General features: G+C 45.8%; 22 protein-coding genes and 5 pseudogenes. 6 read left to right on the top strand and 21 right to left on the bottom strand.

Annotated elements, in window-relative coordinates; all coding sequences use genetic code 11:
• Positions 1 to 70: 70 nt before the first annotated feature.
• The 5 genes and pseudogenes from LPB400_RS07090 to LPB400_RS07110 form a co-directional block, all read right to left on the bottom strand.
• Positions 71 to 604, bottom strand: a complete 534-nt coding sequence (locus tag LPB400_RS07090; protein ID WP_070461578.1) for an ankyrin repeat domain-containing protein — start codon at positions 602 to 604, stop codon at positions 71 to 73.
• Positions 594 to 1,742: a GH-E family nuclease gene (locus LPB400_RS11155; RefSeq protein WP_432760686.1), complete on the bottom strand. Its 1,149-nt coding sequence runs from the start codon at positions 1,740 to 1,742 to the stop codon at positions 594 to 596. The genes LPB400_RS07090 and LPB400_RS11155 overlap by 11 nt, the downstream gene beginning before the upstream one ends.
• Positions 1,743 to 2,252: 510 nt before the next feature.
• A pseudogene (locus LPB400_RS11160) lies at positions 2,253 to 2,840 on the bottom strand (hemagglutinin repeat-containing protein); the annotation flags it as partial.
• 143 nt (positions 2,841 to 2,983) lie between these two features.
• Positions 2,984 to 3,991 carry an IS5 family transposase gene (locus LPB400_RS07105; protein WP_219088560.1) on the bottom strand — a complete coding sequence of 336 codons (1,008 nt, stop codon included), beginning with the start codon at positions 3,989 to 3,991 and terminating at the stop codon, positions 2,984 to 2,986.
• A 61-nt stretch (positions 3,992 to 4,052) separates the two neighbouring features.
• Positions 4,053 to 4,400 (bottom strand): annotated as a pseudogene (locus tag LPB400_RS07110) (hemagglutinin repeat-containing protein); the annotation flags it as partial.
• Here LPB400_RS07110 and LPB400_RS11165 point away from each other — a divergent pair.
• Positions 4,390 to 4,695, top strand: coding sequence for a replication initiator protein A (locus LPB400_RS11165; protein ID WP_107769558.1), 306 nt, complete (start codon positions 4,390 to 4,392; stop codon positions 4,693 to 4,695). The pseudogene LPB400_RS07110 and the gene LPB400_RS11165 sit on opposite strands and share 11 nt — an antisense overlap.
• Positions 4,696 to 4,754: 59 nt before the next feature.
• Here LPB400_RS11165 and LPB400_RS07120 read toward each other — a convergent pair whose 3' ends face one another.
• From LPB400_RS07120 to LPB400_RS07160, 9 genes and pseudogenes are all read right to left on the bottom strand, one after another.
• Positions 4,755 to 5,417: a hypothetical protein gene (locus tag LPB400_RS07120; protein ID WP_070460989.1), complete on the bottom strand. Its 663-nt coding sequence runs from the start codon at positions 5,415 to 5,417 to the stop codon at positions 4,755 to 4,757.
• A gap of 187 nt (positions 5,418 to 5,604) precedes the next feature.
• Positions 5,605 to 6,108: a hypothetical protein gene (locus LPB400_RS07125; protein WP_070460987.1), complete on the bottom strand. Its 504-nt coding sequence runs from the start codon at positions 6,106 to 6,108 to the stop codon at positions 5,605 to 5,607.
• Positions 6,109 to 8,170: 2,062 nt separating this feature from the next.
• Positions 8,171 to 9,086, bottom strand: a pseudogene (locus LPB400_RS11170) (hemagglutinin repeat-containing protein); the annotation flags it as partial.
• Between the two features lie 27 nt (positions 9,087 to 9,113).
• Positions 9,114 to 9,500: a DUF596 domain-containing protein gene (locus LPB400_RS07135; protein ID WP_003712157.1), complete on the bottom strand. Its 387-nt coding sequence runs from the start codon at positions 9,498 to 9,500 to the stop codon at positions 9,114 to 9,116.
• 10 nt (positions 9,501 to 9,510) lie between these two features.
• A complete protein-coding gene (locus tag LPB400_RS07140; RefSeq protein WP_141743131.1) occupies positions 9,511 to 9,774 on the bottom strand; it encodes a hypothetical protein in 264 nt (87 codons plus the stop codon).
• Positions 9,775 to 9,812: 38 nt separating this feature from the next.
• Positions 9,813 to 10,556, bottom strand: a pseudogene (locus LPB400_RS07145) (hemagglutinin repeat-containing protein); the annotation flags it as partial.
• A gap of 253 nt (positions 10,557 to 10,809) precedes the next feature.
• Entirely contained in the window at positions 10,810 to 11,313 is a 504-nt protein-coding gene (locus tag LPB400_RS07150) for an immunity 42 family protein (protein WP_070460644.1), read from the bottom strand.
• A gap of 242 nt (positions 11,314 to 11,555) precedes the next feature.
• Positions 11,556 to 12,017 carry a hypothetical protein gene (locus LPB400_RS07155; RefSeq protein WP_070460646.1) on the bottom strand — a complete coding sequence of 154 codons (462 nt, stop codon included), beginning with the start codon at positions 12,015 to 12,017 and terminating at the stop codon, positions 11,556 to 11,558.
• A 29-nt stretch (positions 12,018 to 12,046) separates the two neighbouring features.
• A pseudogene (locus tag LPB400_RS07160) lies at positions 12,047 to 13,017 on the bottom strand (hemagglutinin repeat-containing protein); the annotation flags it as partial.
• 571 nt (positions 13,018 to 13,588) lie between these two features.
• On the opposite strand from LPB400_RS07160, the gene cah reads away from it, so the two are divergent.
• From cah to LPB400_RS07185, 5 genes are all read left to right on the top strand, one after another.
• The gene (gene cah / locus LPB400_RS07165) at positions 13,589 to 14,347 is read left to right on the top strand and encodes a carbonic anhydrase (RefSeq protein ID WP_070460650.1); all 759 of its coding nucleotides are present in this window, start codon (positions 13,589 to 13,591) and stop codon (positions 14,345 to 14,347) included.
• Between the two features lie 316 nt (positions 14,348 to 14,663).
• A complete protein-coding gene (locus LPB400_RS07170) occupies positions 14,664 to 15,080 on the top strand; it encodes a hypothetical protein (RefSeq protein WP_225905474.1) in 417 nt (138 codons plus the stop codon).
• Positions 15,081 to 15,226: 146 nt separating this feature from the next.
• Positions 15,227 to 17,779, top strand: a complete 2,553-nt coding sequence (locus LPB400_RS07175; RefSeq protein WP_107810981.1) for a DUF4132 domain-containing protein — start codon at positions 15,227 to 15,229, stop codon at positions 17,777 to 17,779.
• A 163-nt stretch (positions 17,780 to 17,942) separates the two neighbouring features.
• Entirely contained in the window at positions 17,943 to 19,886 is a 1,944-nt protein-coding gene (locus LPB400_RS07180) for a PEP/pyruvate-binding domain-containing protein (protein ID WP_070460656.1), read from the top strand.
• Positions 19,887 to 19,973: 87 nt separating this feature from the next.
• On the top strand, positions 19,974 to 20,609 hold the full coding sequence (locus LPB400_RS07185; RefSeq protein WP_199900372.1) for a histidine phosphatase family protein: 636 nt from the start codon (positions 19,974 to 19,976) through the stop codon (positions 20,607 to 20,609).
• Between the two features lie 263 nt (positions 20,610 to 20,872).
• Here the strand turns inward: LPB400_RS07185 and LPB400_RS07190 are convergent, their stop codons facing one another.
• The 7 genes from LPB400_RS07190 to LPB400_RS07220 form a co-directional block, all read right to left on the bottom strand.
• Entirely contained in the window at positions 20,873 to 22,084 is a 1,212-nt protein-coding gene (locus tag LPB400_RS07190; protein ID WP_107769346.1) for an NADH:flavin oxidoreductase/NADH oxidase family protein, read from the bottom strand.
• 73 nt (positions 22,085 to 22,157) lie between these two features.
• Positions 22,158 to 22,469, bottom strand: a complete 312-nt coding sequence (locus LPB400_RS07195) for an ArsR/SmtB family transcription factor (RefSeq protein ID WP_107769347.1) — start codon at positions 22,467 to 22,469, stop codon at positions 22,158 to 22,160.
• Between the two features lie 266 nt (positions 22,470 to 22,735).
• On the bottom strand, positions 22,736 to 23,071 hold the full coding sequence (locus LPB400_RS07200) for a thioredoxin family protein (RefSeq protein ID WP_007241657.1): 336 nt from the start codon (positions 23,069 to 23,071) through the stop codon (positions 22,736 to 22,738).
• A gap of 92 nt (positions 23,072 to 23,163) precedes the next feature.
• Positions 23,164 to 23,664 carry an OsmC family protein gene (locus LPB400_RS07205; protein ID WP_225905473.1) on the bottom strand — a complete coding sequence of 167 codons (501 nt, stop codon included), beginning with the start codon at positions 23,662 to 23,664 and terminating at the stop codon, positions 23,164 to 23,166.
• A gap of 46 nt (positions 23,665 to 23,710) precedes the next feature.
• Positions 23,711 to 24,016, bottom strand: coding sequence for an aldo/keto reductase (locus tag LPB400_RS07210; protein WP_225905472.1), 306 nt, complete (start codon positions 24,014 to 24,016; stop codon positions 23,711 to 23,713).
• Positions 24,016 to 24,594: an NAD(P)H-dependent oxidoreductase gene (locus LPB400_RS07215; protein ID WP_107769350.1), complete on the bottom strand. Its 579-nt coding sequence runs from the start codon at positions 24,592 to 24,594 to the stop codon at positions 24,016 to 24,018. Before LPB400_RS07215 ends, LPB400_RS07210 begins: the two co-directional genes overlap by 1 nt.
• A gap of 50 nt (positions 24,595 to 24,644) precedes the next feature.
• Complete coding sequence (locus LPB400_RS07220; RefSeq protein WP_107769351.1) at positions 24,645 to 25,493, bottom strand: aldo/keto reductase; 849 nt, start codon at positions 25,491 to 25,493, stop codon at positions 24,645 to 24,647.
• Positions 25,494 to 25,500: the final 7 nt, after the last annotated feature.

Consider the following 25,500-nt stretch of genomic DNA (forward strand, 5'->3'; position numbering starts at 1 on the left):
TATGGGCTACGGCTTGCTCTTGCCAAATAGAGCTGGATTTCGCGGGAGAGCTATCCTTACCTATGGCGCATCAGGCATATTGCTCCATTAGGGCAATAACCGGTTTCAAACTTTGGTCATCGGAAAAATAAGTCTTCATAAAATCCAATAGCGACATGTTTGCATTCTTGACCGGGTGATGCACATCTGCACCTTTGTCCAGCATGGCTTTTAAAACGTCCAGTCTGTCGGGGATGCCGCCTATCATGGCCAAAGGAATTCCTTGGTCGGTATAGGTTTCAATGTTCGGATCCGCTCCGGCCTCCAACAGTACCATGGCCGCATCTCCGTTTTCTGCCCGCATCGCGTAATGCAGCGGTGTCATGCCGTAGATGTCTTGGGCGTTTACAGGGACACCTTTGTCTATGTAAAACCGTATAGTTTCAGGTGATGATGGATTCCAAATATTAGCCCTATGCAGGCTATTCCATTTTTCATTAGGAGAAATACGGAATGGATCTAATTTCCCCTCGCTTTCCGCCTTTTGAAGGAAAGCAATATCACCTAGCTCTTCAGCTTCCGCAATTTTTTCTTCAAAACTGGGAGGTGTTAAATTATTTACCATTTAAAAAGTTCCTCATATCTTGTTTAATTGTACCCAAATCACCCCGCCCCGGTTTTTCAAACCTGGGGTCGTGAGATTCGTTTTCCGCCTTGTTCTGCAGAGCAAACAATTTTTTCGTCCTTTTCGGGTCGTTCACATACTCATTCAACTGGCTCTGCGTCATGCCTAATTCATCTGCCGCCTTTATCAAACGGCGGTTTTCCCAACCGTATCTGTGTCCGATGTGGACGGGTGGTTTGATAATATTAGAGATATTTCCTTTTTCTGCATAGCTGCCGTCAGGCAGTTTGATATACCGGTCATACACACTGTCCCTTATCGGTTTGCGCAAATTCGGCCGTTTTAAAGCAGTGGCAGCTCTCCCCGGATCGGGCATAAAACGTCCGAGTTCGTCGTGATAACGCCCATTTGCATCACGTTTGGGGTATGTTTCCTGTGGTTGCGGATCTGCCGGTGGATCTGTTTTTTTGTCAAAGTTGGGTTTCGGCGGATCGTCTTTTTTAGCTGCTTCTCCCCGGGCGTCTTTGTCCAGCATGCGCTTAAAGCTGTTAACGCCTGGTTTGACAACCTGCTTCAATACCTTGCCCGCTCCGACGGCCGTAGTCAAATTTTCTACCGATTGAAGTCCGATCAGTGCGGCTTGCGCACCTCGGACGTCTTGTCCGTAAATCGGTTGCAAGTCATTTAAGATTAAGGAAGCAGTACCTGCTCCAGGTGACTGGAAGGCCTCGGTGACATTGTCCCAGCATCGTCCAAAGTCGTTTGCACAGTTTTGGACATCTTTAAAGGTATCCACCGCCTTTGAACCTACAATGTATACAGGTAAAGAGTTGAGTACTCCTCTAGTAATAGTTTTTCGTGGATTTTGTATTTTTTCCTTCCAGGATTTTTTTGCAAATTCCGAAGCCAAATCCTTCGCGCCTTGGGTAATGCTGCTATTTTTGGATGAGTGTAAATTGTTTCGGTAGAACACAAGGTCTGATTGGGCCTCCGGTGCAAAAACCTCCGGTCGGACAAATTGTTTGCCTTCCGTAGTGAAGAATCGCTGTTGCCTGCCATCTTCATTGAGAAAGGTCTGCCTGGCTTTTTTAAGAAAGTCTTTTGCAGGTAAATCAGTTACCTTTTCTAAAGTCAGCATCCAAAATAAATCGGTTTCTTTGACTGCTTGATGCACTAAGCGTTTTTGAGCATCGGCAACTTGTTGGGCGGTAGGTTCCTTCCCGCCATTTTCTTGTTTTGCAAATGCTTTGGCATTTTGTTTTATCCAAGCCCTTTCATCAGGATGCAGCTGCCGGTTGTTCCAATCGACATTCGCCCCTACTGCCGCCGTACCTGCATTCCCGCCCGCCGCATAGCCGATGGCCGCCCCACCCAGTGCGTTGACCGCCGCTTTGCCCGCCGGGCCGAGGTTTTCCGCCGCTTTGTCCAAATACGGTGCGGCAAGGGAAGTGCCGCCGCCGGCCAGTATGCCGCCGAGGTTGCCCGTCGTCAGTCCGCCTGCCGCTCCGTGCAGGATACTCCTGCCTATGCCGCCTTCTTTCCAGGTGTCGTAGCGGCTTTGGTTTTCGGCAAGGTAGGCGTTTACTTGACCGAGGGATGTGCGGATAGCGGCTTTTTCGGCTTCGCTGTCCGTATTTTGCAGTTTGGCCTCCAGCAGGGTTTTGGCTGCCTGATACCGTTCGTAACTTTGGGTATTGCCGAGTTTGTCGGAAACGGCTGCTGTGGTTTGGGCGGCGTTTTTGCCGAACTCCTGTGTTACTTCCCTTTGCAGGTTGATTTCTTTGGCCACCGCGTCTTTGTCGAAGCTGTTTTTCAGACGGCCTGAGTGTTGATCCGCAGTTTCGGTGTCGATGCCGGTGTAGATACGCGCTTCGGTTTCTTTGGTAGTCCTGCCTGTTCGGGCAAGTTGTCCCGCTTTGTCGGTGATGTGTATGTTGCGGGTGTTGATGCCGCTGCGGGTGGTGCTGTTTTTGCTGTCTCCGTCGCTGCCGTAGCCTACTGATGAACTTGCGCCGTTTTTATCGGCTACGCTTGTCAGGTGTTTGTCTTGAGGCTTATTTTGTGCGCTCTGCCCCAGTGTTTTGCCGCTTACGGCAACGTTGGCACCCAATCCAAAACTTTCGCCTTCGTATCGGCTGTAGTTTTGAATGTCGCTATGGGTGAGGGTGGCCGTCTGAAAGCGGTTTTTGCCTTCGTCTTCTGCGCTTTGGCCAGACGTGATGATGCCGCCTGAGACCTTGGCAAAAAAGCCCTTCCCACAACAGTCGAAACCCCAACACAGGTTTTCGGCTGTTTCCGCCACCAATCACTCCCTAACTCTACCCAAATACCCCCTTAATCCTCCCCGGACACCCGATAATCAGGCATCCGGGCCGCCTTTTAGGCGGCAACAGACACACTTAGCCTGTTAGCCGCCTTCAACAGGTTTAGACACATCGCCTTCAGATGGCTTTGCGCACTCACTTTAATCAGCCCGAAATAGGCTGCCCGGGCATAGCGGAACTTACGGTGCAGTGTACCGAAGCTTTGTTCGACCACATAACGGGTCTTCGACAAATATCGGTTACGTTTGGTTTGCGCTTCCGACAGCGGACGATTACGGTGTGCTTTGCGCATAATGCCGTCCTGCAGCCGATGCTCTTTCAGATGTTGCCGGTTTTCCTCACTGTCATAGCCTTTGTCGGCATAGACGGTCGTACCTTTGGGCAGTCCTTCCAACAAAGGCGACAGGTGTTTGCACTCATGGGCATTGGCGGGAGTGATGTGCAGTTTCTCGATATAGCCTTCCGCATCGGTACGGGTATGTTGTTTGTAACCGAGTTTGTAGAGGCCGTTTTTCTTTATCCAACGGGCATCGCTGTCTTTACTCGGTGTGGTTTGGCTGCTGACTTGTCCTTCTTCATCAACTTCTATGGCCTGGCGCTGTTTGCTGCCGGCGGTCTGAATAATGGTGGCGTCAACGACGGCGGCGGATGCTTTCTCTACTTTTAGGCCTTTTTCAGTCAGTTGGCGGTTAATCAGTTCCAGCAGTTCGGACAGGGTGTTGTCTTGCGCCAGCCAGTTGCGGTAGCGGCATAAGGTGCTGTAATCGGGGATGCTCAACTCGTCGAAACGGCAAAACAGGTTGAAGTCGATGCGGGTGATGAGGCTGTGTTCGAGTTCGGGATCGGAGAGGCTGTGCCATTGTCCGAGCAGGACGGCTTTGAACATGGACAACAGGGGATAGGCGGGACGGCCGCGGTGGTCTCGAAGGTAACGGGTTCTTTGACGATTCAGGTATTGTTCGATCGGTTTCCAATCAATCAGCTGATCCAACTTCAATAGTGGGAAACGGTCGATGTGTTTGGCAATCATGGCTTGTGCGGTTTGCTGGAAGAAGGTGCTCATGAGAAATCCCCTAAATGTCTTGGTGGGAATTTAGGGGATTTTGGGGAATTTTGCAAAGGTCTCCGCCTGTTAGCCGGGTGTGCCCGCCTACTTGCACATCAAAGCCATCATCACCCGCAAACAATCCGCTTTGTTCGCTCACGCTGCGGTGTTCGGCGTTGATTTTGCTTTGGCTGTAATCGCCTGAGGCGGATGCGCCATAGCCTACGGTTACTTGGGCGCTGATGTTTTGTTGGCGGCTGCGGTAGTCGGCGGTGTCTTGTAGGCTTTCTATATTGAAGTTGGCGGCGCGTACGGTGATGCCTTTGCCTGTTACTTGTGCGCCTTTGATGTTGGTGTTGCCACCGCTCACAATAACGGTGGGACTGCCTGCGCTGCCGACATGGCTGTGGCGGTAGGTGGTTTGTTCGGCACAGGTTAAAACCATATCGGCAGATTATTTCAGGCTGCGTAAACTGCTGGATAGACGCATTTATGAGCTATGTGCCAAACATTTCGGGAAGCAAAATGAATGGCACATTTCTCTGGAAATACTGCATAGAAAATCGGGCAGCATGGCAACGCTGCGCCGTTTTAGGCAGGCGATTAAGGAGTTGGTAGCCAGCAATGATTTACCCGATTACCGACTGACTTATGATGATAAGAAAGATATGTTGAAAGTGCGAAATCGGGATTTGTCTAAATTTCTCAAAAAATCACCATAGGCAGCCTGAAAGCATAAATTGAGGTTTTTCAAGCTGCCTAAATGTGTTTTTTAAAGCACCTATTTTTTATGGGTTGTAAATAATGCTGCACGTCCTTTATAAAAATCCAAGTTAAACAAATCAATATTAAAATGTTTGCAATATTCAGCAACCATATCAACCGTTAATCGCTCCTTTTTGATTCTTTTTTCATAGCTAGCTAAGTTCTCAAATTCAAAAGGTTTTCCGCTTTGTTCAAAAGTTGTTTTACTGGTTTCTTTATGCACCATAATCGTTCTACTTTCTACTGCATATTCTGAGATTTTATTTGCACCATTTCGCCAATGAAACATTACCGCACCAAATTCATCTTTCTTAAAATCTGGAGAAAGATATAAGCTGATATTCTGTATCCCCCATGTTTCGGATAGATAACTAGGTTGGCTAAATACGTCTGTACCACGATATCCATTTTCCATATATAAGCACCATTCAGAAGCAGTCTCTAAAATAATATATTTATTGGGGTATCTCTGCGCAAAAGGTTCCAACATTTTAATTTTATCCGACAAACTTAATTCATCAGATACTTTTTGATGATGTACCGTCCACCCCCATATTAGACCAAGCTCTTGCAATCTTTGCTCAAAGCGTAACACCATCTCATTAAATGGAATTTTAAAGAAACACAAATGAGTGGTATGAGGTTTATGATCTTGTAAAAAAAACTGTGGGTTATTCATAATCAATCTAACGTCCTTAAAATAACAATAGCATCTTTATCATTGCTGAATATTCTATCTGCGTGTGGTATTCCGCGCGATGAAGTGCTTCGATCGTACTCAATATACACTCTTTTACCTGATGGAAGCGTTGCTTGCAAGTCTGGGCGGCATATTCCTACGCGACAAAAATTTCCATACTACTAATCTACGTCAGCCCCAAAAACAAAGATTTGTTTTTTTCATTCAACATATCTATCCTAAATATACCATCGCTCCATTTAAATCCATCTTCAAAAATCCATTCTAAATATACTCTTAAATTAGAACGTGCATTATCACTTTTGCATAATGGAAATAAACCATACAAAAAATCAAATGCCTCATTACATGATTTAATTGAAAAATATTGCGATTCATCCGAAAGCATGGAAACAAAAGATTCGCTTTCATATTCGACAATCATAATTTTTACTAGAGTAAAAAAATCATTCTTACTTATTATGTTATTAATAGAACAGATCCAATAATAATCGGTTAATGTTAAATCTAAATCCTCATAAGGATGTTCCCCAAAAGAACTGGTTTTTTGAAATTCGGCATATTTAAACCTGTTATATTCAACAATTTTTTCTCTATCAATTTCAATATCATAAGGAAAAACGAATATAAGCTCGGCAATGTAGCTGGTCATTTCTTCAATATCATTCATTGTGATCACTTGCTATCTCTCCTCCTGATTGCATCATTCAAAGCTGGCTCAATGTTTTGTCGGAATTGATTTATTCTATTTAATAACGCTTGCTTATCGTTATCGCTTAATGTTGAGTTTTTAATTTTCCTTTCTAATTTTTTTGCTTTTTTTAAAAGATTTTCTGTCTTTTGGATATGGTTTGACGGATGTTTAACACCCACTTCCTTACCAGTTCTTGCATATTCCTCAAGTGCACCTTTTAAGCCTCCTCGACTTTCAGCCTCTCTGCCTGTGTAATTTGCAATTCCTTCAATATCAGAAATTTCATTTTCGTACTGCTTTTTGATTTCATTAAGATCGCGTTTAGGTTTTTCAGGTTTATCCGCGTTATTAGATACTTTATCTGTATCATCAGGCGTTTTATTAAAATTAGATTTCCTACCATTATCAACTACTTTATTATTATCAGTATTTTTGCTTACATCAGACTTACGAGGTGCAGGCAACGCCCTTTGTTCAGTCACCCCTGCATAACTAACATTTTTACCATTGGGCAAAGTTGCCTCCACTCCCTTGCCTGTTAGTCGTGCAATTGTCCCTGCCGGCAGGGTTGTTCCATTGGACAGATTCTGTGCCTGTGTGAGCTTAACGGTTTGATTAGGTATCAATGTTCCACTGGTAAAATCAAATGCTTTTCCATTTGGAACAATTGGTGCTTGTTTTTTTATTTCTGCTGCCAGTTGTGTAGCAGATAACTTACCTGCGCGGTACAGTTTATATTTGTTAGCCAATTTACTAGGGATACGTCCTGCTAGCTCCATTACTGGCAATTGATACCACATTAACCGTTGTTGGGTTGCATGGTTGTATTCATATATTCTACCTGCTTCAAAATCTCTCCCTTGTAAACGTAGCAGGGCTATACGGTTAGTCTCCATTTGTTGATCGTCTAGTGGGCCCACTTCATCACTGGCAGACGAATCATAGACGTATCTCGGCAAGGAAATTATGCCTTTCCCAATTATCTTTGGATCATTATGTGCATCGTTACTGCTATCTTTATAGCCTTGTTCCATTCCTCTTTTAAAATCCATTGAGGCATTACGGTTTTCAATCTGAATACTATGCAAGAATTTATTTATTTCGTTTTTGTTTTTATCGGTATAGGTACTAAATAATGTTTTTAAATTTCGGTCTTGATCTAAATATTCACGATTAGTAGCTGTAAAGAATTGATGACTTGCACCAAAATTATCTAGATAATGAAATCTAGATGTGTTTTGAGATAAAAACTGTTCTGCAAGTTCATTGCGTCCATGCAGTATTGCCCATTCGCTGTCCACCATCGCGGCAGCTGCGCGATCTAATTGGAGCTGTGCTTCTTGGGTGGTTAAATTTATACCCTTATTTTTTAAATAGTTAATATATTTTTGTAGCGTATCTTTACTGTGTAACCACTTCACTTCATCAGGATGCAACTGGCGATTAAACCAATCCGCATTCGCCCCCGCAACCTCCGCACCCGTGCTTCCACCCGTCAGCGCACCAATCGCTGCGCCTCCTAGGGTGTCTGCCAGTAATTGCCCTGCGCCACCAAATTTATCGCCTACTTGGTTTAAATAGGGTGCTGCTAGCGATGAGGTGCCTGCTCCTACTGCGCCTTGTGCATCACCTGTTAAGAGTGCTCCTACCCCTGCGTGGAGCGCAGCTCGCCCTAATCCGCCTTCCTTCCATGTGTTGTACTCTGTTTGATGGTCGGATAGGTATTGGTCTGCAAGGACGATTTGTTGTTGCAGTTGGGCAATTTGCTCAGGGTTTTGCGCGTCTTTTAATTGCTCTTGTAAATTTGCTTTAGCGATTTGAACGCGCTCGTAGTTCTGTATATTGCCCAGTTTATCTGCTGTCCATGCAACAGTTTGAGCGGCAACGGGGGCAAATTGTTGTGAGACATTGCGCTGCAAATCCAGCTCGCTTTGCACTTTGTCCGCATCAAATCGGTTTTTCAGGCTGCCTGATTGTTGGCCGGCATCCTCGGTGCGGATGTCGGTGTACGCCAGTTGCGCGGCTTTGTCTGTGCCGTAGCCTGTTTTGGCGAGCTGTCCTGCCTCATCGGTGAGGATGATGTTGCGGGTGTTGATGCCGCTTTTTGTGATGTTGCTTTGACTGTCGCTGTCGCTGCCGTAACCTACTGATGAACTTGCGCCGTTTTTATCGGCTACGCTTGTCAGGTGTTTGTCTTGAGGCTTATTTTGTGCGCTCTGCCCCAGTGTTTCGCCGCTTACGGCAATGCTGGCACCCAATCCAAAACTTTTGCCTTCGTATCGGCTGTGGTTTTGAATGTCGCTATGGGTGAGGGTGGCCGTCTGAAAGCGGTTTTTGCCTTCGTCTTCTGCGCTTTGGCTAGACGTGATGATGCCGCCTTTGAGGTCTGTATGGTTTCCGACCTTGATTTGATAGCCGTCTTCTCCGGCATAAATACCGCTTTGCTCGGTTACGGAGGCATGGTCTGCTTTGATTTTGCTTTGGCTGTAACTGCCGCTTGCACTGAATCCGTAACCGACGGTAACTTGGGCGTTGCCGTTTTGCTGTTTGCTCTGATAGGTTTCAGTATCTTGAACACTTTCTATATGCAGGTTGCGCGTATCTGCCTGTACGCCTTTGCCGATAAGCTGCGCACCTTTGATGGTGGTGGTGCCGCTTTGGATAAGGGTTTGGCTGCCTTTGTCGCCAATATGGCTATGGCGCTGGGTTACACTATCGCCATTGCCGTAGCCTTTGCCGACATTGCCGCCTGCGGTAAAGCCTAATGACCAGCCCCCTTGTCCGAATGATACGGCAGCACCTGCGTTCCAGCCTGCTGATTTGTTTTGGCTGCATTCGGTGTTGCTTTGTTCGGCGGATTGCAGATGGATTTGCTTATCGGCAATCAGGCCGGTTCCTGCTTTACCTGAAACATCTGAGCCCGTGATGTTGATATTGGATTGTTCGCCTGCACCTTGTCATACAGGCTGGTTACGCTGGCTTTAAGCTTGTTTCATTTGTTCTTCGTAAATTTCTATTTTAGGCAATTGTGTCAGTTCAATAGGGCAAGTTGCTCCCCACCAAAAATGCTCTACATAAAACCAAGGATTATCTGGAAAATATAGCAACATCTCTTCCATATCTGGCCAAATTCTTCTTAATTCATCTACCTGTGTTTTTGGCGAACCAGTTAATATTTTTGGAGGATTTTCACGATAATCGCATAATTCAATAACACCATCTGATAAAAGTTCTTCCAAAAAATCAAAAAATTTAATTTTTAAATTTGGATCTTTGATATCCATATTTAAATAATTTTTATAAACACCAAAAATACCACCTAAATATTCACAATATTCTAAAAGATTATATTTTATCTTCGCATTCATAACGTAACCTTTATCTAAATTTTAACTCTAATCTTTGCCCACGTACTGAAGCAGGTTGATTCCTAAACTCAATTGTCCATTTTGCTCCAGTTTGTTCTCGGCTAGTTGAAAAATTTCTTAAAATGATGGTCGTTCCTTTCCAAGGTCCTGATGTAATAGTCGTAGAAGATAATTGCCCTTTATTCGGAATATTCCTAAAATCAAGCCTCTGACCTGAATATTTTTCATACAAATCAAATATTTCTCTTCTACTTACTTTAGAATATATCGGCATTCCATTTTTGCTGGCAGATGAATTTGGTCTGATCGTTTTCCTGAATGTCGTTCGGCGGTGTCTGTGGTTACGTTTGTATCAATTTCAGCTTTGGTTTGTGCCGCTGTTTTGCCTGTCAGCCGGATTTGTGCGGCTTCGTCTGTGATTTGAATGTTTTGGGTGTTGATGCCGCTTTTCGTGATGCTGCTTTGACTGTCGCTGTCGCTGCCATAACCCACTGATGAACTTGCGCTGTTTTTATCCGCTACGCTTGTCAGGTGTTTGTCTTGAGGTTTATTTTGTGCGCCCTGCCCCAGCGTTTTGCCGCTTACGGCAACGCTGGCACCTAAGCCGAAACTTTCGCCTTCGTAGCGGCTGTGGTTTTGAATGTTGCTATGGGTGAGGGTGGCCGTCTGAAAGCGGTTTTTGCCTTTGTCTTCTGCGCTTTGGCTAGACGTGATGATGCCGCCTTTGAGGTCGGTGTGGTTTCCGACCTTGATTTGATAGCCGTCTTCTCCGGCGGAAATACCGCTTTGTGCGCTGATGCTTCGGTGTTCGGCGTTGATTTTGCTTTGGCTGTAACTGCCGCTTGCACTGAATCCGTAGCCTACGGTCACTTGGGCACCGGCGTTTTGTTGTTTGCCCTGATAGGTTTCGCTATCTTGTACACTTTCTATATGCAGGTTACGCGTATCTGCCTGTACGCCTTTGCCGATGAGCTGCGCACCTTTGAGGGTGGTATCCCCGCCGCTTCGGATAATCGTTTTGCCGGCCGTGCTGCCGACATGGGTGTGGCGGCGGGTCGCTTTTGTCTGATTGCTGTGGTGGCTTGTTGAAAGAAAGGTCGTCTGAAACCGTATTTGTTGTTTCAGACAGCCTCTTGGCTCAAACCTTGAGAACTGCATATGTGCGTTCCGCACATCCTACGTATTGAGTTTAGGTTTCATATGGGCCACGGCTTGCTGTTGGCTTTATAGTCCTAACAGCTCTAGAAAATATTAAAGAACACATGTTTAATGCATCCTTAAACATAGATTTTATGTGAGATAAATTTCATTAATTATCATTTAAAATATAATCATATTTAATAATTATTTTTTCCATAATATTTTTTATATATCCTTTTTTAAACACTGATTCCTTAATAATATTATTATTTAAATATAACAATTTTTCATTATACTTATCGGACAAATACCAAATATTATCTTTTTCTTCAGGGTTATCAATATATTCTGTTATACAGTATTTCCAATATAAATAAGATTCTTCTTCTGATAATTTCATATTACGATAATGAACAGCATCGTTCAAAAAGATATATGCATTACAATAGTCTAAGTTAAATAAATTAGGACACTCTAGATTATCATTTATTGAAATAAACTGTTGTATGCTACGCAAAGAATTTGGTAAAAAAGTAGACGTATTTGGTAGTTCTTGAGGAATCATGTCTCCATTCACAAAAAATGTAAAAATCCCTTCGGAAAAATTTTCTGAACTCCATTCATCTATCTCCTCAATCCAAATTGCAAATTTATATGGATCCCCAAAAATCATTTAGAACACTCCTTGAATAAAATTTATTTTCCAGGAATACCCAATTTCCTACGCAGTTGGATATTAAGTTTATCAATTCTATTCCTGTTTAAGGTTCCTGCCCAGTGATACAAATTCCTGTTGTTATCAGCACCAACCAGTAAAGGATTGCTGCCGGTAACAGTCAACTTTATGTTTTTCAGATTGTGGACACCTGCAAAAAACGCGAAGAATTCGTGAAGGCTATAGTTTGCTAAAATATATTATAGATTCAATTGAAAAATAACAGATTCAACTGTACCTTTCTTATACCTGATTTCTTTAAAGTTTTTCCCATTATCAAAACTATAAAAAAGTCTCTCTTCCTCACCAGCATATCCCATTTCTAATACTAAACAATCTATTTCACAATTACTCCCTCCACTCATATATGCAGTATCAATAGAAAATATATTACATAATTCCAGAGAATTATATTTATCTATATCAAATATTTGCTCTCCAAAATCTAAACCATTGTTTCCACCTGCATAATACTTCTCTTCAAAGGATGATTTCAAACTATTAAAAACTGTATTTAGTGTAAAATATCCATATGGGCATATCTTAGGATATATATTCTCTCCTATTATTATCTGAATTTTTCCATAAATAAAACCATTACATTCAGAGTTTTTTTCCCATAAAATCCCAAATTTTCTTGTTGAATCCATAATAATATTCATATAAATCCTTATTTTAATAACTTATTCTTTTATTGCTCGGGGTATGCTTTTTTAATTCCTGCTTTTTGTTGACTTGTTAAGGACAAGGGATTCTTCTTATCGGATGTAGAACCAGCCCAATGCCAAGGTTCATTTTTCCTATCGCCCCCATATAACGATGAATATGTCCTTTATCATCAATTGCAAATCGCTGTTTACCAATTTGTACTGAACTTTCAATTAATTGAACTGAATTCTTTGGCTCAATACCAGCATCAAACTTAAACCCTAACTGACCAGGAGTATGTTTAGGATTAGATTTATAAGTAGTTTCACTAATCGTTTTATCTGGATTTTTAATTTTTATTGAGATAGCTTGAGGGACAGGTATAGAAGACCCTGCCCCCTGTCCTTTAGACGTACCAAAATCATTCTTTTGATGACTCTTCGACGCCAATGCCGTATCCGGAATCCTGTCCCCCTTCGCAACATTGCCATTTGCAGGAATACGGATATTCCCGACCCCTGACAATAATGGATCGCTGCCGGTAACGGCCGGCTTGATGTTTTTCAGGTTGCCAACTCCCGCAATAATCGGGGCTTTTATCCTCGGATTGGGGTTGACAAAGCTCATCAGCCAGTCGGCAACGTTCAGCGCAAGCTCTTCGTTTTTCCGCTCTTCCTGCCTGATTTTGGTGTCTTTTGTCCCGCTGTGCAGCCAGGTCAGGTTACGGTATTCGGGTTTGTCCTGTCGGCGGTATTCCTCAAACAGCTTCGGATCGTTGTAGGCTTGCGGATTTCTTGCGCCGTAGTCGCGGTAGTCCCAAGTATAACCCAAGGCTTTGTCTTCGCCTTTCATTCCGATAAGGGATATGACGCTTTGATCGGTATAGCCGTCTTGGGAACCTTTGTCCACCCAGCGCAGTATCTGCCTGCGGATTCTCATCGCGGCTTCTTGGCTGCTGATTTTTCTGCCTTCGCGTTTTTCAACTTCGCGCTTGAGATCATTGGCATATTTGTCGAACTAAGTTTGATTGGGCGGTTTCAGTGCATAAGGTGATGCAGGCTACTTTTTCTGATTGCTGTGGCAACTTGTCGAAAGAAAGGACGTCTGAAACGTTTTTTCTTTTTTCAGACGGCCTCTTAGCTCAAACCTTGAGAACCGCATACGTGCGTTTCTCACACATCCTTGTTGAGTTTAGGTTGCATATGGGCTACGGCTTGCTAGTGGTGGGAAAGCAAGGGCAGCAAAGAATGCGGGCTGCACAAATAACCCTTGTCAGGCAAGGCAAAAAGGTCGTCTGAAAAAACCTGAATTTAGTTTTTCAGACGACCTTTTTCATGAGTCGGCTTCCTTAAATTTTTAAGGTGTGAAAAACGGAAGTTTTCTATTTCAAATTATTATCAATTTTCTAAACGATAATATCGTTTGGAAAAAAATGAATTCGCTTTAACTTCATAGCCTTAAATTAATTACCCAAAGAAGGCTTGACCTGACGATTTAATGTGGCTATGGTTTAATAAAAAATAACAATATCCCACATGCACACCGCAATGCTTTTTTCCCTCCTCCTTATAGAAAGGATATTGCAATGCCCTGCTTGACCCGTACGTTGCCTCGTCTGACTGTCTTCCTGCTGTCCACCTTCGCGGCATTCTCCGCAGCTGCACACGGAAACCACACACATTGGGGTTACACCGGACACGACTCCCCCGAAAGCTGGGGTGAGCTTTCTGAAGAGTTCCGTTTATGCTCTACAGGCAAAAACCAATCCCCCGTCAACATTACCGAAACCGTCTCCGGCAGACTGCCCGCCATCAAAGTCGATTACAAGCCGAGCGCGGTTAACGTGGAAAACAACGGCCACACCATCCAAGTCAACTACCCCGAAGGCGGCAATACCCTCAGCGTGAACGGTCGCACCTACACCCTGAAACAATTCCATTTCCACGTACCCAGTGAAAACCAAATCAAAGGCCGCACCTTCCCAATGGAAGCCCACTTCGTCCACTTGGACGAAAACCGCCAGCCTTTGGTATTGGCAGTATTGTACGAACCCGGCAAAACCAACGACCGCCTGGCTCCGATATGGAACGTGATGCCGATGAAAGAAGGAAAGGTAAACCTCGACAAAGCCTTCGACGCCAGCACCCTGTTGCCGAAACGGCTGAAATACTACCGCTTTGCCGGTTCGCTGACCACACCGCCGTGCAGCGAAGGCGTATCGTGGCTGCTGTTGAAAACCTACGACCACATCGATCAGGCGCAGGCAGAAAAATTCACCCGCGCCATCGGCTCGCATAACAACCGCCCCGTCCAGCCGCTTAACGCGCGCGTTGTCATCGAATAAACAGTAAAGCCATAAATGAAAAGGTCGTCTGAAAACCTAAATTTGGTTTTTCAGACGACCTTTTTTCGCTCTTCATCACAATATTTCCTGAACAAAGTCATCTGCTTGAGTTTCAACTCAAGTCGAGACCTTTGCAAAATTCCCATGAAAAGATTTGGGGAATTTTGCAAAGGTCTCACAAAGTTCCTACAGAACTAAAATGTAAAGGGCAACCTGCACTCGCATCTATCAATGTAAAGGCTGCTTTGTTTTCAGCCTGTCTGAAACGATCAAAAAACAGTATGATTTGTCTGTTTTATGTTTGGAGGAGTCATCCATGATCGCAGCTACCATCACGATCCAAGACCAAAATCTCGCCGGCAAAGTATTGCATGAGCTGTTTTTAAAATTTAGAACCAAGCACATCAGCGCGGCGGATCTGATTGCCGAACGCGTGCGGCAGGAAGTTGCAGCCTACAACAACCGCGCCGCCGATGTCCTCTTACGCCACAGCCTCGTTATCCCCACCGATCTCGGCGACATCGTGATTCGGGAAACGCACGGCAAAAAAGGCACGCACCCGCAACCTGTGGACGTGGAAAAGCAAATCGCCGTCGCTTTGAAAGCTTTTGAGCAAAATTCGTTTTTCATCCTTGCCGACAATCGCCAACTGGAAACGCTGGACGATATGGTGTGCCTGCATGACGGGCTGGTCGTCAATTTCATCAAACTCACGCCGCTAGTAGGCGGATAAGCAGCCTGAAAACCGCCGCGCAACGCTACCTCACCTTTGTAGAAGATGCCCCATACAGCCTGAATAGTGCGGACAAGAAAACCCTTACCGACGTTATCCACCTTTGCAGCGAAATAACCAACACATTGATACGCAAGGACAGTCCTATGAGCCAAAACCAAACCGTGCAGATTTCCGACAGCCACCGTGCCAAGTTCAATCAGCTTCTCAACACACTGGAAAAAGAATGGCTCCAAAGCCGTTCACACGAATACGACACGATAAACCTGAAGCTCTGCCCTAGTTTTGCCGAAGTGGAGAAAGCCGCACCCGGATACCGCGTCGATTTGCTGATCCACTGCATTGATTTGATACGCGGCTGGGGACGAAATAAAATTTTTAAAAATATGGGCGAGGACAGGATACACAATTACGGCACCATCCGTGTAGCGGTAGCGATGGCTCTGGCGCGTAAAACGTTGCCGATGACGGAGCAGGATGTGCAGCATATTTTTGCCGCCATGCTGGACGATAACGGGCTGTCCGAGCAGGAGGCAGATTACTATCCGCTCAAATATCTGATAAACCAGATCAAAAAACAGTTTCCCAATCCGAGCAAAACGCTTTCAGACGGCCTGAAAAACGCCTGCGACCGTTACCGCGTCTTTGCGGAAAACCTATGGGACAAGAAAGCCGCTACCGCCAACCTTGCCGCCCTGGCAGAACTGGCAGGCAGTTCCGCCGAAGCCTGCTTCCCCGCCCAAGATGACGAGTTTGCCCGATACGCCAATCCGCAACTTGCTGCTCTGCCACCGGAACAGCAGGACATATGGAGCAAAATCATTGCGCTTGCCCTATCCGCCAATGCAGGCAAGCCAAGCGAAAAATACCTGAAAGAATCCAAAACGCTGATCGACGCGTTGGGTGCGGACAGGTTCAAAAAAATGCTGTACGGCTGGATAGAATTTGTCTGCAACAGCGAAGTGCAGACCGAAACCGTCATCCACGGAGAATACAGTTACAGCACCCATGTCCTACCTGTTTGCAGCGTCAACCAGACCGTGCTCAAAGGGCTGGTGTGGATGTGCAGCCATTTCCACGACAGCGCCACCCTGTCCACTCTTACCCAACTTGCGCTGCATTCATACGACAAAATCCCCAATCTCGGCGCGCGCTATGCTTCCGTGGGCAACGCCTGTTTCTATGCGCTGTTCCGCTCCAAAGGGCTGGACGGCATCGCCTGCCTTTCGCGCCTGCGCCTGCGGATTAAGTTCAGCAATGTGCAAAGCGCGATTGCCAAATATTTGGACGAAGCCGCTGCGCAGCGGGGTGTATCCCGCAACGAAATCGAAGACATGGCGGTGGACAGCTTCGGCTTGCAGGAAGGCTGCCGCGACTATGACTTCGGCGGCTACACCTGCCGTCTGGCGGTAACGGGCGTAGGCAAGTCCGAACTGCGCTGGTTCAAACCCGACGGCTCGCCGCAGAAAACCGTACCCGCCTTCGTGAAAACCGACCATGCCGACAAACTGAAAAAGCTCAAAGCCACACAAAAAAACCTCAACACCACGCTCACCGCCCAACGCGACCGCTTGGACCAAATGATGCGCTCCGAACACCGCGTACCGCTGGAACACGCCGAACAGTATTACTGGCAGCACGGACTGATGTCCTGCCTCACGCGTCCGCTAATATGGCAGTTTTTCCGCGACGAAAACGATACGCAGGGTCGCGCTGCACTGTGGTTAGACGGAACATGGGTGGACGAAACGGGCGCACAAACCGATGTTTCAGACTGCCTGCAAGTCAGCTTGTGGCATCCCGCGCTTGCCACGCAGCAAAGCATCGCCCAGTGGCGTCAACTGCTGCTGGACAAAGAAATCCGCCAGCCGTTGAAACAGGCATACCGTGAAATCTATCTGCTCACCGAAGCCGAAATCAACACCAAAACATACAGCAACCGCTTTGCCGCCCACATCCTGAAACAACACCAATATATGACGCTTGCCAAAGGACGCGGCTGGAGGGGCTCGCTGGCCGGTGCGTGGGACGGTAGCGACGACGCAACCGTATCGTTGGATTTGCCCGAATACAACCTACGCGCCGAATTTTGGACAAACGCGGTGGATAGCGAAGAAGCATGGACGGAAAGCGGTATCTGGCAGTATGTCAGTACCGACCAAGTGCGCTTTCACCGGTTGGACGACGATTACCATGCCACTGTGCTGGACTTAATTGATATTCCGCCGCGCGTGTTTTCCGAAGTGTTGCGCGACGTGGATTTGTTTGTGGGCGTGGCCAGCGTAGGTAATGACCCGACCTGGGAAGACAACGGTGGAGAGGCACGTTTTTACAGCTACTGGCAAAGCTATTCCTTCGGTGACTTGGGCGAAGTCGCCAAAACCCGCAAAGCCGTATTGGAAACCCTGCTGCCGCGCCTGAAAATTGCCAAGGTTGCCCACATAGACGGCAACTTCCTCGTCGTACAGGGCAAGCTGCGTACCTACAAAATCCACATCGGCAGCAGCAACATCCTGATGCTGCCGGATGATCAATACCTCTGCATCGTACCCGACAGCCGCAAAAAAGACGTATCCGACAAGCTGTTTATTCCGTTTGAAGGTGACAACACGCTCTCAGTCATCCTCTCCAAAGCCATGCTGCTGGCGGAAGACGACAAGATTACCGACAGCACGATTACCTCGCAGATTCAGCGGTAAATTGGGATAGCCTGAAAACGCAAATGCCCCATCCTTGCGGTTTCAGGCTGTTTGGGAACACAAGACGCGTAGGCAGCATATGTCCTCCCGACGGAAAGAACACAATACATATTTTTACCATAAATATATTGCTTTTCATTTGATTTAGATAACCGACAACATCATGAAGCCTGCTTTTTGCCTCCCAATATTGCTTTTACTTTCAGCCTGCCGTCCTGAAGCTGAGACAGCCGACACGGCTGCACCAACGGCGCGTAAGCCTTCTTATTACGAGTCTGAAAAGCGTCAACCAACAGCCACTCCAATTAAAACACAAATTCCTGTGTTATCTGCAATCAAAAGTCAGGCTGATTTTGACTTACTTTCGCGTATCTATGAGCAAGGTAGTGAATATGAAATTCCTCATATCCTCTTTCTCATCGATCGTGAAGATGATAACCGTACCGACTACATCAATACTCCCAAATTTCGGCTGCATGAGCATTATCTGGCTACTATCTTGAAACCCATGCTGTCAAAAACTGAATTGAATCAACAATACCGTAGTCCTAATCGGCGTTATCTGTTTGGTACGATCAGTTGGCAGAATAGTACTCAGGAATATGTTTATGAGTTTTGGGAAGGAGACAAAATCACGCCTGAATTGTTGAAATTGGCAGCAGGTTGTCTGAAAGACAGTTTCTACGCTCCGTTGCGTTATAAAACCAATTCTTTATGGCAGGAAACCGTTGCTGAGCAAAGTAAAGTTCCTTTTATTACCCAAGAAAGTTTGATTAAAAATTTCCCCTACCTGCCTCTAAACCAAGGTAAAGCGATAGGCACATTACGCGTTATTGCCAAAGAAGATGATCTTTATAATGTCGGTGCCGATGATATTATTATTTTGAAAGAGGTTCCCCTAGAGCTGCCACCTGTGGCGGGGATTATCAGTGAGAAACCATCTACTGCACTATCGCATGTGAATGTATTGGCACGCGGCTGGGGGATTCCAAATATTTACCTTAAAGACGCAGAAAAAATCCTAGCCCCATATATTCGCTGTCGTATCGAATTTGAAGCGACTGCTAAGCAATACCGAATTGTCCAAACCAACCGGAACACTACCAGTAAAAGCTTTTCAGACGGCCTTACCCTGCCCCAACCTGATGTTTCCGATTACAGCCTTCGGGCTTTGACAAACCTGCGCCGTGATGACAGCCATTACTGCGGCAGTAAGGCTGCCAACCTCGGCCATATCCGCGCCCATATTGCAGGCAGTAATGTACCTGATGGATTCTGCATTCCGTTTGCCTACTATCAAGCCATGATGGATAGACTGGGTATTAACGCAACAACACTGGCACACATCGAAACACAAAGTGATGGAGACAACCGCAAGCGCCGCACTGCTTTACTCACACTGCAGAAAAAAATTACCGATGCCGAAATCCCGTCAGAATGGAAGCACAGATGGGCTGAGCAATGGCGTAATCAATTAAACAGCAAAGGCGTGTTTATCCGCAGCTCCTCTAATTCCGAAGACCTGCCCAATTTCAGCGGCGCAGGACTGTACACCACAGTGCCAAATGTTACTGATGAAAACGCGTTGGCTGAAGCAGTGAAGCAATCTTGGGCTTCTGTCTTCAATTACAGCGCATACGAAGCCCGCCGTATTGCCGGATTGCCTCACGATAGCGTGAAAATGAGTGTCTTTGTGCAACAAAGCATCAATGCAGATTTCTCCGGCGTGTTGGTTACCATCAATCCTTATGATATTGCTCAGAAAAACAGCTCCTACATTGCCGCCAAACGCGGGTTGGGTATTCGTGTCGTTGAGGGCAAACGGGTAGCCGAACAGGTAGTCTATAACCGTCGCAATGATTCTGTACAACGTCTCAGCTCCTCTAATGAAACCACAGCGTTGCAACTGGATAAAAACGGTGGAGTACGAGAAGTTCCTGTAACCAGTGGTAACGTGATGAATCAAGAACAAATACGTCGCCTTGACCAAACCGGCCAACAAATCAAACAGCTATTTGCAAATGGTGAGCAGGACATCGAATGGGCGTTTGATAATGGTAAGCTTGTTATCCTCCAGGCACGACCGTATCTAAACGGCACACGTTAAAGTAAAAGGCCGTCTGAAATTATCGTTTCAGACGGCCTTTGCATCATGAATTAGTTATACCCTATACTTCCCGTTCTCCAAGGAACTATGATGTCAAAACAACTCACTTTTTATTTTATTCGCCATGGCCGTACCCAATGGAACGAACAAGGACTTTTACAGGGATCCGGCAATTCACCACTAACCGAACAAGGAATTGCAGGAGCTCAGAAAACCGGCGTAGCGCTACAACAAGTAGAATTTACCGCTGCTTACTCCAGCATTTTACAACGTGCTATTGATACGGCTGGCCATATTATCGGCCAGCGTCCCATTCCTCTTTTTCAACACTGTGGACTAAATGAACAATCTTTTGGAAGTTGGGAAGGTATGCAGATCGCTGACTTGCGGAAGCTAACCGAATTCAAACAACTGACCAATGACCCGGCAGCTTATAAAGCATTAAGCAATGGTGGCGAAACCTTTGAACAATTAGCAGTACGTGCAATGGACGCCCTTTACGATATCATTAAGGTACATCAATCGGGTGCTAATATTTTAGTGGTATCGCATGGCCATACCTTGCGACTTTTATTGTCCTTACTGGGCGGAGCGACTTGGGAAAACCATCGTGATGAGGGTAAATCCGTGTCATTGTTAAATACTTCGATCAGTATTGTGAAATACAATAGTGAAAGCGGTTTTCATATTGAGCAGCTTAACGATGTGGCTCATTTACAATAATTACCTATTTCACACATCAACACACTGTTAGTCTGTTAGCTCAAGCCCCAATACGCTTGTTTTAAATCTACTCATTATTTTTTATTTTAAATCTCAACCCAAACAACGTCTTTTCTATATTTAATGTCTCTACCGTAAATTCTAAAAAACCGTTTGAACTTAAAGATTCAAATGGTTTTTTAGTATCAACTTATTTATATTCATACTTTTAAATACGGTTAAATTTTAAAATTTAATCCTCCTTCAAATCCCTGCTTACCCTCTCAAGATCTGCCAGTATTTAAACTGGCTTTGCCGTTTTCCCACAAAGTTTTCAGCAATACTTTCCACGCTGACAATTTGGGATCAGGCTGTTTGCCTTGTCCAATCAAGTCCATTTGCGTCATATACCAGTTCATTTCCAACATCACGCCTGCTTTTTCATCAACAAATGCTACGTCAGTTTTGATGCGGTCTGTTTGTACGGTTTGGTAAGTACCGTTTTGCATTTGGTTTGCCAAATCAGGCACTAAGGCAAACGGGCGGGCGACGCCGACCAAATCTAAATGGCCGCTAGATAAGGCATCTTCCATTGCAGTTTGCGAACGGAAGCCGCCGGTAATAATCAGCGGAACTTGGCTGACTGCACGGGCTTTTTCAGCGTAATCGATGAAGAAGGCTTCGCGTTTGCGGGTGCTGTCTTTAGCCGCGAGCATTTGCGGGCTTTCGTAGTTGCCACCGGAAACTTCAATAAAATCAATGCCCATTTCCGATAACTTTTGTACCACCTGCACCGATTCGCTTTCGTCAAATCCGCCTTTTTGGAAATCTGCCGAATTGAGTTTTACACCCACCAAGAAATCTTTGCCCACAGCGGCGCGGATGGCGGTGTAGGTTTCCAAAAGGAAGCGCATACGGTTTTCCAAGCTGCCGCCCCATTGGTCTTGGCGGCGGTTGTGGTGCGGCGAGAGGAATTGGCTGATGAGATAGCCGTGCGCGGCGTGAATCTGTACGCCTGAAAATCCTGCCTGTTCGGCAATTTTCGCGGTTTGTACGAATTGCTGAATCAGCCCGTTGATTTCATCGGCAGTCAATTCGCGCGGCGGATTGATAAAGCCGTCCATACCCACTAACGGCACGGCGCTCGGCGCAAGAGGCGTTTTATTGACCACCGCAGGCGACTGTTTGCCCGCATGGTTGATTTGCATGATGAGCAGCGTGTCGTTTTGTGTACCGGCTTTCGCCCATTTTTTTAGCATCTCAAGGCTGCGGTCGTCTGAAATCACCACATCGTTTATCGAACCCTTGCCGCTTTCGGCGACCATCACATTGCCCGTAACCAACACACCTGCACCACCTTTTGCCCAAGTGTCGTACAGGTGGACAAGTTTTTCAGACGGCTGGTCGTTTTGGGCAAGTTGCTCTTCCATGGCGGATTTGAAGATACGGTTTTTGGCGGTTTTGCCGTTTGGAAAAGTGAATGGCGTGAATAACATAATCGTTCCTTTAAGTTGATAAGTTTAAAAATGTAAACGTATTTGGGTAAGAATAAAGGGTTAACGGATAACCCTATTTTGAAAGCGGGCAATTTTGGGCCATCAAATCAGCAAGCTGTTTCAACTTCGCCACCGCATCCGCCATGGCAATACTGTAAAACCGTTCTTTGCCGACCTGCTCCACCGCCACCGCCCCGGCTTGCAACATGATTTTCAAATGATGCGACACCGCAGGGCGCGACAGATGCAGATGCTCGGTCAGCTCATTCACATTCATCTTGCCATGTTCCCACAGCACGCGCAGGATTTGATGGCGGTTTTCATCGCTCAACACGGTAAAAATGGGAATGCACTCGCGCATTAAATTCATCGTTTGTTGTGGCATATTCGGATTCTTGAGTTTATATGTTTAAAAACTTGAACGCATTTTAGAAGGAATGAAGGGGAATGTCAAAGGGGATTTTCAGAAGATGGTTTTAGTGTACAAATCACAGCGTTTCATCAATAATCATATCAGTCTGCAAGCCGTTTCAGACGACCTTTTCGTAATAAAGAGCGGTCAAATTTTTAAGTATTTTGCAAATCATCTTAAAAATTTGACCGCTTGCATCATTATCAAGACCGCAGCCGTCTGAAACATTGATAGACCGGTTACTGATGTCCGCTTTCTGCTATTTTTGTCCATTTTGCCAATGTCTGCTTCATCTGTGCCTGAGGGATGAAGCGGGCCATCCGTTCTACTTCCTTGCCTTGATAAAACAGCAGCCATGCAGGTGCGGTCAGTACGTGGAAACGTCCAGCCATTTCGGGTATTTCAGCAATATCGGCTTTTACAGCATACACATTTCCTTCCACCGCCAAAGCTGAGTCAAGCTGGGCTGCCACGACCGTACAAACACCGCAGATTGGGGCTTTGATGTACAGTGATACTAAAGGGTGTGTGGCGATGGCCTGTTCGATGTCTTTCAGAGTGTGCAGTTGTTGCATGTCATGTACTCCTTTGAGCGATTAAGCACGTTTCAAGTTGTCTAGAAAAGGGGCTTTCAACGAAATGAAAACAAGAAAACGGTTTGAGTCGTCTAGATTTTTTCCACAACCACTTTTGCCCGCGTTTTCAGGCTGTTTAACACTGGGGAGGTGGCGGCTGAGCGGTCGGCGAAATTTTGCAGGGTAGGAAGGTCTGCGTCGGCTTTTACTTTTACGGTTAGCACCAGATTATCCAGTCCGCCGTAGCCATCTTCCATGCCGAACAGTTTGGCCATGTCGATACCGCCCCTTGCGGATATTTCAAACTGTTCCAGTTTCACGCCTGCCTGTGCTGCTTGCAACTCGAAACCTATGGAGCAGCAGCCTGCCGCAGCACCGATCAGGTATTCCATCGGATTTGGGGCGGTGTTTTCACCGCCCATGTTTTTCGGTTCGTCTGTGGTAAAGGCTGGGAAGCGGCGCACGGAGATTTCGTTCTTTGTGCCGGATACCCAGCGCGAATCGGCGCGTAATCTTGCCTTGCCTTTTGTATGGTCGTTTTCAATCGCTGCCATGGTAGTTCGGAAACGTTCGATATCTAACCCGTTAATCATGTTTTGTCCTTTCATATGATGAATTGCAGATGGTTTTTCGCTACACTTACACGCCCATTTTCCACGCGGAGATGCGTTTCAAATTATCCACCGTGTCGTGATTGACGATGGCGGCGAACGTGCCGTCCAGTTTGGCAATTTCGGCTTTGTCTTCATTACTAAGCGCAAAATCAAAGACATTCAAGTTTTCCGCCATACGTTCGGGTTTGGTGGATTTTGCCAACACGATGATGTCGCGTTCCACCAGCCAGCGGGTAATCACCTGCGCCATGGATTTGCCGTATTTCGTACCAATTAGCGACTGACAAAATGGTGGGCAAAAGCCCACCGCTTCAAGTTGATGTTTTATCATTAACCGAACACTTTTTTCAAATGTGCTTGGTAGTCTGCGAAGTATTGTTCTACTTGTGGATTTTTAACTACATCGTTACATGTAAATGTCGGTAGACGGGTCAAACCGATGAACTCGTTGAGTTTGTGGAAAGGCATGTACACAGCATCCACATCTTTGCCTTCAAAGAAGTCGCCTTCACGGGTGAACGCTTCAATCGGCGCATTCCAAGTAAGCGAAAGCATGTGTTTTTTGCCTTGCAATAAACCACCTGTACCGAAGCCTTCGGTCGGGCTGACACGATGACGGCCATCACTGTGGTAAAGTTTGCCGTGTCCAGCGATAAATACTTCGTCTATGTATTTCTTCACTGTCCAAGGCTCGTGCATCCACCAAACAGGCATCTGCCAAATCACGGCATCCATCCACAAGAATTTTTCGATTTCTGCCTCAACATCATAGCCAGCATCAATCACAGTTTCTTTTACATTGTGTCCAAGTGCGATCAAAACTTCTTTTGCTTTTTTGTGAAGCGTGTTGTTTAACTCACCATGCGAATGGCCGAAAGCTTTACCACCGTTTAATAATAAAATGTTCATTTTTACTCCTAGAATAAATAATTTATAAAAAAGGGATGTGATGTTTGCGGTTATTGTCCCGTTTTCCATGAAGCGATACGTTTCAAATTATCCACCGTGTCGTGATTGACGATGGCGTCGAACGTGCCGTCCAGTTTGGCAATTTCTGCTTTGTCTTCATCACTAAGGGCAAAGTCAAAGATGTTCAAGTTTTCCGCCATGCGTTCGGGTTTGGTGGATTTTGCCAACACGATGATGTCGCGCTCAATCAGCCAGCGGGTAATCACCTGCGCCACGGATTTTCCGTATTTCGCACCGATTTTGCTTAACACGGGATTGTGGAAAATATCGTTTTTGCCTTCAGCAAACGGCGCCCATGCTTCCACGGCGATACCTTCAGCCTGCAAAGCGGAAACGGCTTCGTTTTTTTGTTGGAACGGATTAATTTCAATCTGATTGGCTTGCGGCATAACCTTATTAAACAGCCCCAAATCCACCGCGCGCACGGCTGAAAAATTGCTCACGCCGATGGCGCGGATTTTGCCGGCTGCCTGATATTCTTCCAGCGCGCGCCATGTACCGTAGCTGTCGCCGTAAGGCTGATGAATCAGCACCATATCGATGTAATCCAAATTCAGACGGCCTAATGAACGATCCAGCGAGGCCTTGGCGGCTTCGTAGCCGAAATTTTCTACCCAAATTTTGGTGGTAACAAACAATTCTTCGCGTGCCACGCCGCTGTTTTTAATCCCCAAACCGACTTCGGTTTCATTCATATAAACCTGCGCGGTGTCGATGTGACGATAGCCTGCCTTGATGGCGGCAATCACGGCCTGTTCAGTTTCTGCGGGCGGAATTTGGAATACGCCGAAACCAAGTGCAGGAATTTGTACGCCGTTGTTTAATGTGATGTTTTGCATGATATTG

The organism is Neisseria perflava, from assembly GCF_019334725.1.
GTDB lineage: Bacteria > Pseudomonadota > Gammaproteobacteria > Burkholderiales > Neisseriaceae > Neisseria > Neisseria subflava_A.

What these genes read in the sequence shown, in the direction of transcription:
- LPB400_RS07180 (WP_070460656.1), top strand. Translation starts at nt 17,943, where the DNA reads ATGAAGCCTGCTTTTTGCCTCCCAATATTGCTTTTACTTTCAGCCTGC.
- cah (WP_070460650.1), top strand. Translation starts at nt 13,589, where the DNA reads ATGCCCTGCTTGACCCGTACGTTGCCTCGTCTGACTGTCTTCCTGCTG.
- LPB400_RS07205 (WP_225905473.1), bottom strand. Translation starts at nt 23,664, where the DNA reads ATGATTAACGGGTTAGATATCGAACGTTTCCGAACTACCATGGCAGCG.
- LPB400_RS07185 (WP_199900372.1), top strand. Translation starts at nt 19,974, where the DNA reads ATGATGTCAAAACAACTCACTTTTTATTTTATTCGCCATGGCCGTACC.
- LPB400_RS07220 (WP_107769351.1), bottom strand. Translation starts at nt 25,493, where the DNA reads ATGCAAAACATCACATTAAACAACGGCGTACAAATTCCTGCACTTGGT.
- LPB400_RS07135 (WP_003712157.1), bottom strand. Translation starts at nt 9,500, where the DNA reads ATGAATGCGAAGATAAAATATAATCTTTTAGAATATTGTGAATATTTA.
- LPB400_RS07105 (WP_219088560.1), bottom strand. Translation starts at nt 3,991, where the DNA reads ATGAGCACCTTCTTCCAGCAAACCGCACAAGCCATGATTGCCAAACAC.
- LPB400_RS07090 (WP_070461578.1), bottom strand. Translation starts at nt 604, where the DNA reads ATGGTAAATAATTTAACACCTCCCAGTTTTGAAGAAAAAATTGCGGAA.
- LPB400_RS07150 (WP_070460644.1), bottom strand. Translation starts at nt 11,313, where the DNA reads ATGATTTTTGGGGATCCATATAAATTTGCAATTTGGATTGAGGAGATA.
- LPB400_RS11155 (WP_432760686.1), bottom strand. Translation starts at nt 1,742, where the DNA reads ATGCTGACTTTAGAAAAGGTAACTGATTTACCTGCAAAAGACTTTCTT.
- LPB400_RS07190 (WP_107769346.1), bottom strand. Translation starts at nt 22,084, where the DNA reads ATGTTATTCACGCCATTCACTTTTCCAAACGGCAAAACCGCCAAAAAC.
- LPB400_RS07200 (WP_007241657.1), bottom strand. Translation starts at nt 23,071, where the DNA reads ATGCAACAACTGCACACTCTGAAAGACATCGAACAGGCCATCGCCACA.
- LPB400_RS07175 (WP_107810981.1), top strand. Translation starts at nt 15,227, where the DNA reads ATGAGCCAAAACCAAACCGTGCAGATTTCCGACAGCCACCGTGCCAAG.
- LPB400_RS07140 (WP_141743131.1), bottom strand. Translation starts at nt 9,774, where the DNA reads ATGCCGATATATTCTAAAGTAAGTAGAAGAGAAATATTTGATTTGTAT.
- LPB400_RS07215 (WP_107769350.1), bottom strand. Translation starts at nt 24,594, where the DNA reads ATGAACATTTTATTATTAAACGGTGGTAAAGCTTTCGGCCATTCGCAT.
- LPB400_RS07210 (WP_225905472.1), bottom strand. Translation starts at nt 24,016, where the DNA reads ATGATAAAACATCAACTTGAAGCGGTGGGCTTTTGCCCACCATTTTGT.
- LPB400_RS07120 (WP_070460989.1), bottom strand. Translation starts at nt 5,417, where the DNA reads ATGAATAACCCACAGTTTTTTTTACAAGATCATAAACCTCATACCACT.
- LPB400_RS07125 (WP_070460987.1), bottom strand. Translation starts at nt 6,108, where the DNA reads ATGAATGATATTGAAGAAATGACCAGCTACATTGCCGAGCTTATATTC.
- LPB400_RS07155 (WP_070460646.1), bottom strand. Translation starts at nt 12,017, where the DNA reads ATGAATATTATTATGGATTCAACAAGAAAATTTGGGATTTTATGGGAA.
- LPB400_RS07195 (WP_107769347.1), bottom strand. Translation starts at nt 22,469, where the DNA reads ATGCCACAACAAACGATGAATTTAATGCGCGAGTGCATTCCCATTTTT.
- LPB400_RS07170 (WP_225905474.1), top strand. Translation starts at nt 14,664, where the DNA reads ATGATCGCAGCTACCATCACGATCCAAGACCAAAATCTCGCCGGCAAA.